This window comes from Kitasatospora sp. NPDC057542 (genome assembly GCF_042801945.1).
In the GTDB taxonomy this organism is placed as follows: domain Bacteria; phylum Actinomycetota; class Actinomycetes; order Streptomycetales; family Streptomycetaceae; genus Kitasatospora.
In genome coordinates, this window is the sequence record NZ_JBHVFE010000042.1 from 25,455 (window position 1) to 33,773 (window position 8,319).

General features: G+C 74.1%; 4 protein-coding genes. All 4 read left to right on the forward strand.

Annotation, left to right across the window (positions count from 1 at the left end):
* Positions 1-28 precede the first annotated feature (28 nt).
* The 4 genes from ACFU7Y_RS08435 (at position 29) to guaA (ending at position 8,232) form a co-directional block, all read left to right on the forward strand.
* Entirely contained in the window at positions 29-1,660 is a 1,632-nt protein-coding gene (locus tag ACFU7Y_RS08435; RefSeq protein WP_380766919.1) for a succinic semialdehyde dehydrogenase, read from the forward strand.
* 90 nt (positions 1,661-1,750) lie between these two features.
* Entirely contained in the window at positions 1,751-3,556 is a 1,806-nt protein-coding gene (locus ACFU7Y_RS08440) for a GMC oxidoreductase (protein ID WP_380766922.1), read from the forward strand.
* 120 nt (positions 3,557-3,676) lie between these two features.
* Entirely contained in the window at positions 3,677-5,635 is a 1,959-nt protein-coding gene (locus tag ACFU7Y_RS08445) for a hypothetical protein (protein ID WP_380766924.1), read from the forward strand.
* 1,001 nt (positions 5,636-6,636) lie between these two features.
* The gene (gene guaA / locus ACFU7Y_RS08450; protein ID WP_224284305.1) at positions 6,637-8,232 is read left to right on the forward strand and encodes a glutamine-hydrolyzing GMP synthase; all 1,596 of its coding nucleotides are present in this window, start codon (positions 6,637-6,639) and stop codon (positions 8,230-8,232) included.
* Positions 8,233-8,319: the final 87 nt, after the last annotated feature.

Here is an 8,319-nt window from a genome sequence, read left to right on the forward strand (position 1 = left end):
CCGGCCGCCGAACGCCTAGGCTGCGCGTATGTCGGACCTCACAGCAGATGCAGTGGCCACCGAACACTCCGGCGCCGGCAATCCGGCGGCCCCCGGTGGCGGCCGGACGGTCGCCGCGGCCGTCCCGCCGTCCCTGGTCGCCAGGCTCGCCGCCGGCGTCACCGCCACCGGCGAGCCCGACCTGGTGGAGACCGCCGCCCCGCTGACCGGCGAACGGCTGGCCAGCCTGCCGCAGTCCACCCCGGCCGACGTCGAGGTCGCCTTCCAGTTGGCCCGCCGCGCCCAGGCGGCCTGGGCCGCGCTGCCGGTGCGCCGCCGGGCCGCCGTCCTGCTGCGCTTCCACGACCTGCTGCTCAGGCGGCAGGACGAGGTACTGGACCTCATCCAGGCGGAGACCGGCAAGGCCCGGCTGCACGCCTTCGAGGAGGTACTGGCCGTCGCCATGGCCGCCCGGCACTACGGGCGGGCCGCGCACGGGTACCTCAAGGACAAGCGGCGCGGTGGCGCGCTGCCGGTGCTCACCCACGCCGTCGAGGCCCGCCGCCCCAAGGGCGTGATCGGCCACATCTCGCCGTGGAACTACCCGCTGGAGCTGTCCATCGGTGACGCCCTGCCCGCCTTCGTGGCCGGCAACGCGGTGGTCAACAAGCCCGACACCCAGACCGCGCTGACCGCGCTGTGGGCCCGCGAACTGCTGGTCGAGGCCGGGCTGCCGGCCGACCTGTGGCAGGTCGTGATCGGCGACGGCCCGGTGATCGGCCCCGCCGTGGTGGAGCACGCCGACTACGTCTCGTTCACCGGCTCCACCCGGACCGGCCGTGACGTCGCCCAGCGCGCCGCCGCCCGGCTGGTCGGCGCCTCGCTCGAACTCGGCGGCAAGAACGCCATGCTGGTGCTCGCCGACGCCGACCTCGACGCGGCCGCCGCGGGCGCCGTGCGGGCCTGCTTCTCCTCCGCCGGGCAGCTGTGCATCTCGATCGAGCGGCTGCTGGTGCACCGCTCGGTGGCCGACGAGTTCCTGGAGCGCTTCGCCGCCCGCACCCGGGCGCTGCGCCTCGGCGGGGGCCTCGCGTACGGCGCGGACATGGGCTCGCTGGTCTCCGTCCGCCAGCTGGAGACCACCACCCGGCACGTGGACGAGGCGGTCAAGGCGGGTGCCACCGTGGTGGCCGGCGGGCGTGCCCGGCCGGACCTCGGCCCGTTCTTCTTCGAGCCGACCATCCTCGACGGCGTCACCCCGGACATGGCGGTCTGCGCCGAGGAGACCTTCGGCCCGGTCGTCTCCCTCTACCGCTTCGACACCGACGAGGAGGCGGTGGCCGCCGCCAACTCCACGCCGTACGGCCTGAACTCCAGCGTCTGGACCAGGAACCTGCGGCGCGGCCGGACGGTCGCGGCCCGGCTGCGCACCGGCACGGTGAACGTCAACGAGGCCTACGCCGCCGCGTACGGCTCGGTCGGCTCGCCGATGGGCGGCATGGGCGACTCCGGGCTGGGCCGCCGGCACGGCGCCGAGGGCATCCTGCGCTTCACCGAGGCGCAGACCATCGCGACCCAGCGGCTGCTGCCGATCGCGCCCTCGTTCGGCCTGGACGACAAGCAGTTCGCCGCCGTGATGACCGGCGGGCTGCGGGCACTCAAGGCGCTGCGCTTCAAGTAGGCCTCGGCGGCACACCGGGCCCCGCACTTCCGGCGGGGCCCGGCTCGCGGTACCCACAGGCAGGTTCACCCGGCGAAGGAGCGGTGGCAGATGGTGCAGTCCGGCGGTGCGGCGGAGTTCGACTACGACGTGGTGGTGGTCGGGTCCGGCTTCGGCGGATCGGTCGCGGCCCTGCGGCTGACCGAGAAGGGCTACCGGGTCGCCGTCCTGGAGGCCGGCCGGCGCTTCGACCGGGACGAACTGCCCAGGAACTCCTGGGACCTGCCGAACTACCTGTGGGCGCCGCAGCTCGGGCTGTACGGAATTCAGCGCATCCACCTGCTGGCCAACGTGCTGATCCTGGCCGGCGCCGGGGTCGGCGGCGGCTCGCTGAACTACGCCAACACCCTGTACGTGCCGCCGAAGGCCTTCTTCGAGGACCGCCAGTGGCGCCACATCACCGACTGGCAGCAGGAGTTGGCGCCGTTCTACGACCAGGCGCAGCGGATGCTCGGGGTCCGGCTCAACCCGACCCTCACCCCCTCCGACGTCCACCTGAAGGCGGCCGCCGAGCGGATGGGCGTCGGCGACACCTTCCACATGGCGCCGGTCGGGGTCTTCTTCGGCGACGGCGGGGACACCGACGGCAGTGCCAAGGCGGCGCCCGGGGGCGAGGTGGCCGACCCGTACTTCGGCGGCGCCGGCCCGGCGCGCAAGGCCTGCGTGGAGTGCGGCGAGTGCATGACCGGCTGCCGGCACGGCGCCAAGAACATGCTCACCGAGAACTACCTCCACCTGGCCGAACGGGGCGGCGCGGAGATCCACCCGCTCACCACGGTGGCCCGGATCCGGGAGGTCGGCGGGGCCGACGGGAATCGTGGCTACGCCGTGGACGTGCGCCGCACCGACGCGCGCTCGAAGACCGACCGGGTGAAGGCGGGTGCGCGGACCATCACCGCGGCCCGGGTGGTCGTCGCGGCCGGCACCTACGGCACCCAGTCGCTGCTGCACCGGATGCGGGACGGCGGCCACCTGCCCCGGATCTCGGAACGCCTGGGCGAGCTGACCCGCACCAACTCCGAGGCCCTGGTCGGCGCGCAGACCACCGACCGGCGCTACGGCACCAAGGCGGACTTCACCAAGGGCGTGGCGATCACCTCCTCGATCCACCCGGACGCCAACACCCACATCGAGCCGGTCCGCTACGGCAAGGGCTCCAACGCGATGGGCGCGCTGTCCATCGCCCAGGTCAGGGGTGGTGGAACGATCCCGCGCTGGCTGCGCTACCTGGGCAACTCGGCGCTCCACCCGGTGACCTTCGCCCGCTCGATGAACCAGCGCCGCTGGTCCGAGAAGACGATCATCGGCCTGGTGATGCAGTCGCTGGACAACTCGATCACCGTCTCGCTGAAGAAGGGCCCGCTCGGAAAGGCCCGGCTCACCTCCACCCAGGGCCACGGCGAGCCCAACCCGACCTGGATACCGGCCGCCGAGCAGGGCGCCCAGGCGCTGGCCGACGAGATCAACGGCTTCCCGGGCGGCACCGTCGGCGAGATCTTCGACATCCCGATGACGGCGCACTTCCTGGGCGGCTGTCCGATCGGCGACGCCCCCGAGACCGGCGTGGTGGACCCGTACCACCGGCTGTACGGCTACCCCGGGATCAGCGTGGTGGACGGTTCGGCCGTCTCCGCCAACCTGGGCGTCAACCCCTCGCTCACCATCACCGCGCAGGCCGAGCGCGCCATGTCGATGTGGCCGAACAAGGGCGAGGCGGACCCGCGCCCGGCCCAGGGGGAGGAGTACCGGCGGGTGGCGGCGGTGGCGCCGCTGAGGCCGGCCGTGCCCGAGGGCGCGTTCGGCGCGCTTCGGCTGCCGCTGCTGCCCGTCCCGGAGGTCCCGAAGAAGCGCGACTGAATCCGGCCCGGCGGGCCAATCCGCTTGCCCCGGTTCCCGGTTGACATCCGTTCGGGTCCGATGGGATAAACGGGCTCCCTGGGGCGGCCAGGGACTCGTCGAGCGGGGGGAACGCGGGCCATGGCCAACTGCACAGCGTGCGGGGCGACTTCGGAGAAGGGGTCACCCGCCTGCGGGTCGTGCGGGCGGCCGTTCGCGCCCCCGGCCCCGCCGCCCGCCGTCCCGCCGCCTCCGCCGGGTGCGGCTCCGTCCGTCCCGCCGCCTCCGCCGCCCGCCGCCCCGCCGCCTCCGCGGGGTGCGGCTCCGTCCGTCCCGCCGCCCGCCGTCCCGCCGCCCGGGTACGAACCGCAGCCGGGTTACGGGCCGCCGCCCGGGTACGGACCGGCCGCCGCGTCCCCGCCCGCCCTGGGCAGCTGGGGCGCCGGGCAGTCGTACGACAAGCCGTCGACCTTCCAGCGCCTGCTGACCGCGGCGCACTGGCGTCCGGCGGTCAAGGCGGCCGTCGCGCCGACCCTCGTCCTACTGGCCGCCGCGCTGATCGCGGCGATCCCGAGCGACTACCGGTACGAGTACCGGTTCCAGTCGGCCGGCTTCGGCGAGCGCTTCGGCTCGACGCTGTCGATGGCCCTGAACGCGCTCGGCGCACCGTTCCGGCTCGGGTACCAGAGCCCGCTGAGCCAGGGCCGGACCGACCGGCTGGAGATCGCCCTCCGGGTGCTGCCGATGACCGTCACCGTGCTCTGGTGCCTGGCGCTCTGGCTCGGCCTGCGGGCCGGGCTGCGCCGGCGCAAGGCGGTGGCGGGCCAGCTCACCCGCGGTCAGGCCGCCGGCGAGGCGATCCGCACCGCCCTGGTCCTCGCGGCGGTGAGCGGGTTGCTCGGGCTGGTCGGCAGTACGGACTGGCACCCCGCGGGCAGCACCGTGAAACCCGACTACTTCGGCTCCGGCGGCCAGAAGCCCGGCCGGCCGCTGATCACCGCGGACTCCGGCTGGCTGGAGGCGGTCGCCTGGACCGCAGCGGCGGCCGCTCTGCTGACCTTCGTCGTCTACGGCACCGACGCGCTGCGCTGGGCCGCCTGGCGCAGCCGCGCGGTGCGCGGCTGGGCGGTGTCCGCGCTGGCCGCCGGGCAGGCGCTGGCGATCTCGGTGGGGCTGTCCTCGGTGACGGCCTTCGTGCTGGTCGCCGCCAACAGCGAGAGCGGTGCGCAGACCGGGATCTCGCTGGCCTTCCTGCCCAACCTCGGCCTCAACCTGCTCGGCTTCGGCTCGGGCGCGACGTTCCGGACGCACTCCGGCCTGTCCGGCAGCGGCGACTCCCGCAGTGACGGCTCCTGGGGCGACCGCAGCGCCGAGGCCGACTTCTCCTTCTTCGACCTGCACGACCTGACCGGCGACTGGCGCTGGGCCGGTCTGCTCGCGCTCGCCTCGGCGGTCCTGCTGGGCTGGACGGCGTTCCGGCGCGGGCTGGACGCGGCCGACCGGCTGCGCCTGGCGGCCGTGCACGCCGGGGCGCTCACCCTGCTGATGACCGTCTCCGGCGCGCTGCTGACGCGGACCATGTTCACCTCGGGCTGGGTCGGCTCGGGGCGGATGGAGTTCTCCGAGGAGGAGTCGGTCGGGCTGGTGTTCCTGAGCGTGCTGGTGGCCAACGCGGTCTGGGCGCTGGCCGGCGCGCTGCTGGTGCCGCCGCTGCTGGCGGCCGTCCGCGGCCGGGGCGCGGGCGCGCCGAGCGGCGCCGTGCCGTACGCCGAGTCCCCGTTCGCTCAGGCCCGGGGTGCCGCGCCGTACCCGGGGGCGGTGCCGCCGGAGGTGCCGTACGCGACGCCGCCGCACGGCGTCCCGGCCCAGGACGGCCCGGTGCCGGCCAGCCCGGGGCAGGGGGCTCCGGGGTACGGCGTGCCGCCGCAGGCCGCCGCGCCGCAGGACGCGCCGTTCGCCTCCGGGAGCGGGGTGAGCGAGGTGCTCGCCTCGCACGAGGCGTCGTCCGCCCCGGCCGGCGGGACACCGGTGCCGGGCGCGGTGCCGCCGCCCCCGACGGAGGAGCCGGTCGACCCGAGCGTCTGGCGCAAGCACCCCTGAGTCCGCGGCCACGGGCGTACGGGGGCATGCGGCGGCGCGACGGGAAAGGGCAAAGGGCCCCGCGGGGGAACGGGGCCCTTTGTCGGTCAGCACTCGGCGTCAGGGCCGCGCCGGTGCTGGGGTGACGGCGCCGGGGGAGGAGCGCCGTCGTGTCGGTTGGCTTCGGGGTACGCCGTGCGGCTCCGGCGTGGGTGGCCGGCCGCGCGGGGCGCGCACGCCCGTGTGCGGCGGGTCGGCGCGCGGGTCTGCGCTGGTCCCGCGCTCACGGAGCGTGAGCTGAAAACCGCTAGCGACCTCCCTGCGGCGCGGCTGCGGAGAACACGTCACGGACCTCCTCGGTGAGCCGTGAGGCGCCGGGAGAACCGCTTACAACGAGCATCGTGATGGACGAGGGGCTCGCTCTGCAACCGGTTCGGCACAGTTGGGCAGAGAGCATTTCCCGCCGGGGTCGGCGTCGATGATCACGGTGCGTAGTGGTTCTGGTGGTTCTGGCGCACGGGGACGCGCGTAGCGGCGCGGGTCGTTCGGGGGCGTGCGCCGGGCGTGCACCGGATCGGACCGGGGGTGCGACGGCCGGTCCCGGGCGTCCCCGGACTCCGGCCGTCCCACCTCTCGGCCCAGTCGCGGCCGGGTCGCTGTCCCCTGCTGGCCGGCCGCGGCACCCGCGCACGGTCCCACGGAGCCGTGCGCCCGGCGGGCCGGGCGGCGGCACCACGTGCGCCGGTGGACTGGGATGGAGCTCCACGCGTGGTCCTGCTGCCGTACGGCGGTGCCCCCGCGGGGACGGGCGGCGCGTCTGGCGGACGCGGCGCGGCCGTACGTTCGTCAGAAGCAACGAACCGCCGCCCCGCCCGGTCACGGTCCATCGGGCGGGCAGACGAGTGAAACCGGACAGCCCGGTAGAATCGGTGTTCAGACACCCCACACCGTCCGCCGCCGCTGCCCCCACCCAGGAGGCGGCCAACGCGCGACACCTCGATACCGCTGCCGGAAGGCCGTCTGTGTCCTCTGCAATTCCCGTCCAGTCCGCGCCGGACAACGACCCCGTCCTGGTGGTCGACTTCGGCGCCCAGTACGCCCAGCTCATCGCCCGTCGGGTGCGTGAGGCGCGGGTCTACAGCGAGATCGTGCCGAGCAGCATGCCGGTCGCCGAGATGCTCGCCAAGAACCCCAAGGCGATCATCCTCTCCGGTGGCCCGTCGTCGGTCTACGAAGAGGGCGCGCCGCAGATCGACCGCGCGATCTTCGAGGCCGGTGTCCCGGTCTTCGGCATGTGCTACGGCTTCCAGCTGATGGCCAAGACGCTCGGCGGCACTGTCGACAACAACGGCGCCCGCGAGTACGGCCGCACCCCGCTGACCGTCTCCCGCACCGGCTCCACCCTGTTCGAGGGCGTCCCGGCGCAGCACTCGGTGTGGATGTCGCACGGCGACGCCTGCTCCGCCGCCCCGGAGGGCTTCGCCGTCACCGCCTCCACCGACCTGGTCCCGGTCGCGGCCTTCGAGAACGACGAGGCCCGGCTGTACGGCGTCCAGTACCACCCCGAGGTGCTGCACTCCGACCACGGCCAGCAGGTCCTGGAGCACTTCCTCTACCGCGGCGCCGGCATCGCCCCGACCTGGACCACCGGCAGCGTGGTCGAGGAGCAGATCGCCCTGATCCGTGAGCAGGTCGGCGACAAGCGCGCGATCTGCGGCCTGTCCGGCGGTGTGGACTCCGCGGTCGCGGCCGCCCTGGTGAACAAGGCCATCGGTGACCGGCTGACCTGCGTCTACGTCGACCACGGCCTGATGCGCAAGGGCGAGACCGAGCAGGTCGAGAAGGACTTCGTGGCCGCCACCGGCGTCCAGCTGAAGGTCGTCGACGCCTCCGAGCGCTTCCTGAACGCGCTGAAGGGGGTCACCGACCCCGAGGAGAAGCGCAAGATCATCGGCCGTGAGTTCATCCGGGTCTTCGAGCAGGCCCAGGCCGAGATCATCGCCGAGGCCGGCGAGCACGGCGAGTCGGTCGACTTCCTGGTCCAGGGCACCCTGTACCCGGACGTGGTGGAGTCCGGTGGCGGCACCGGCACCGCCAACATCAAGTCCCACCACAACGTCGGCGGCCTGCCCGAGGACCTCCAGTTCCAGCTGGTCGAGCCGCTGCGCAAGCTGTTCAAGGACGAGGTCCGGATGGTCGGCCAGGAGCTGGGCCTGCCGGAGGAGATCGTCCAGCGCCAGCCGTTCCCGGGCCCGGGTCTGGGCATCCGGATCGTCGGCGAGGTCACCAAGGAGCGCCTGGACCTGCTCCGCGACGCCGACGCGATCGCCCGCGAGGAGCTGACCGCGGCCGGCCTGGACCGCGAGATCTGGCAGTGCCCGGTCGTGCTGCTCGCCGACGTCCGCAGCGTGGGCGTGCAGGGCGACGGCCGCACCTACGGCCACCCGATCGTGCTGCGCCCGGTCTCGTCCGAGGACGCCATGACCGCCGACTGGTCGCGCCTGCCGTACGACGTGCTGGCGAAGATCTCCACCCGGATCACCAACGAGGTCCGCGACGTGAACCGCGTCGTCGTCGACGTCACCAGCAAGCCCCCGGGCACCATCGAGTGGGAGTAGCACTCCCGCCGGCCGCCGGGGCGCGTATTCGTCCTGAGGCCGATGCCTGAACGGCCGCGCCGTCGTTCCCTCCAGTAGGGGAACGAC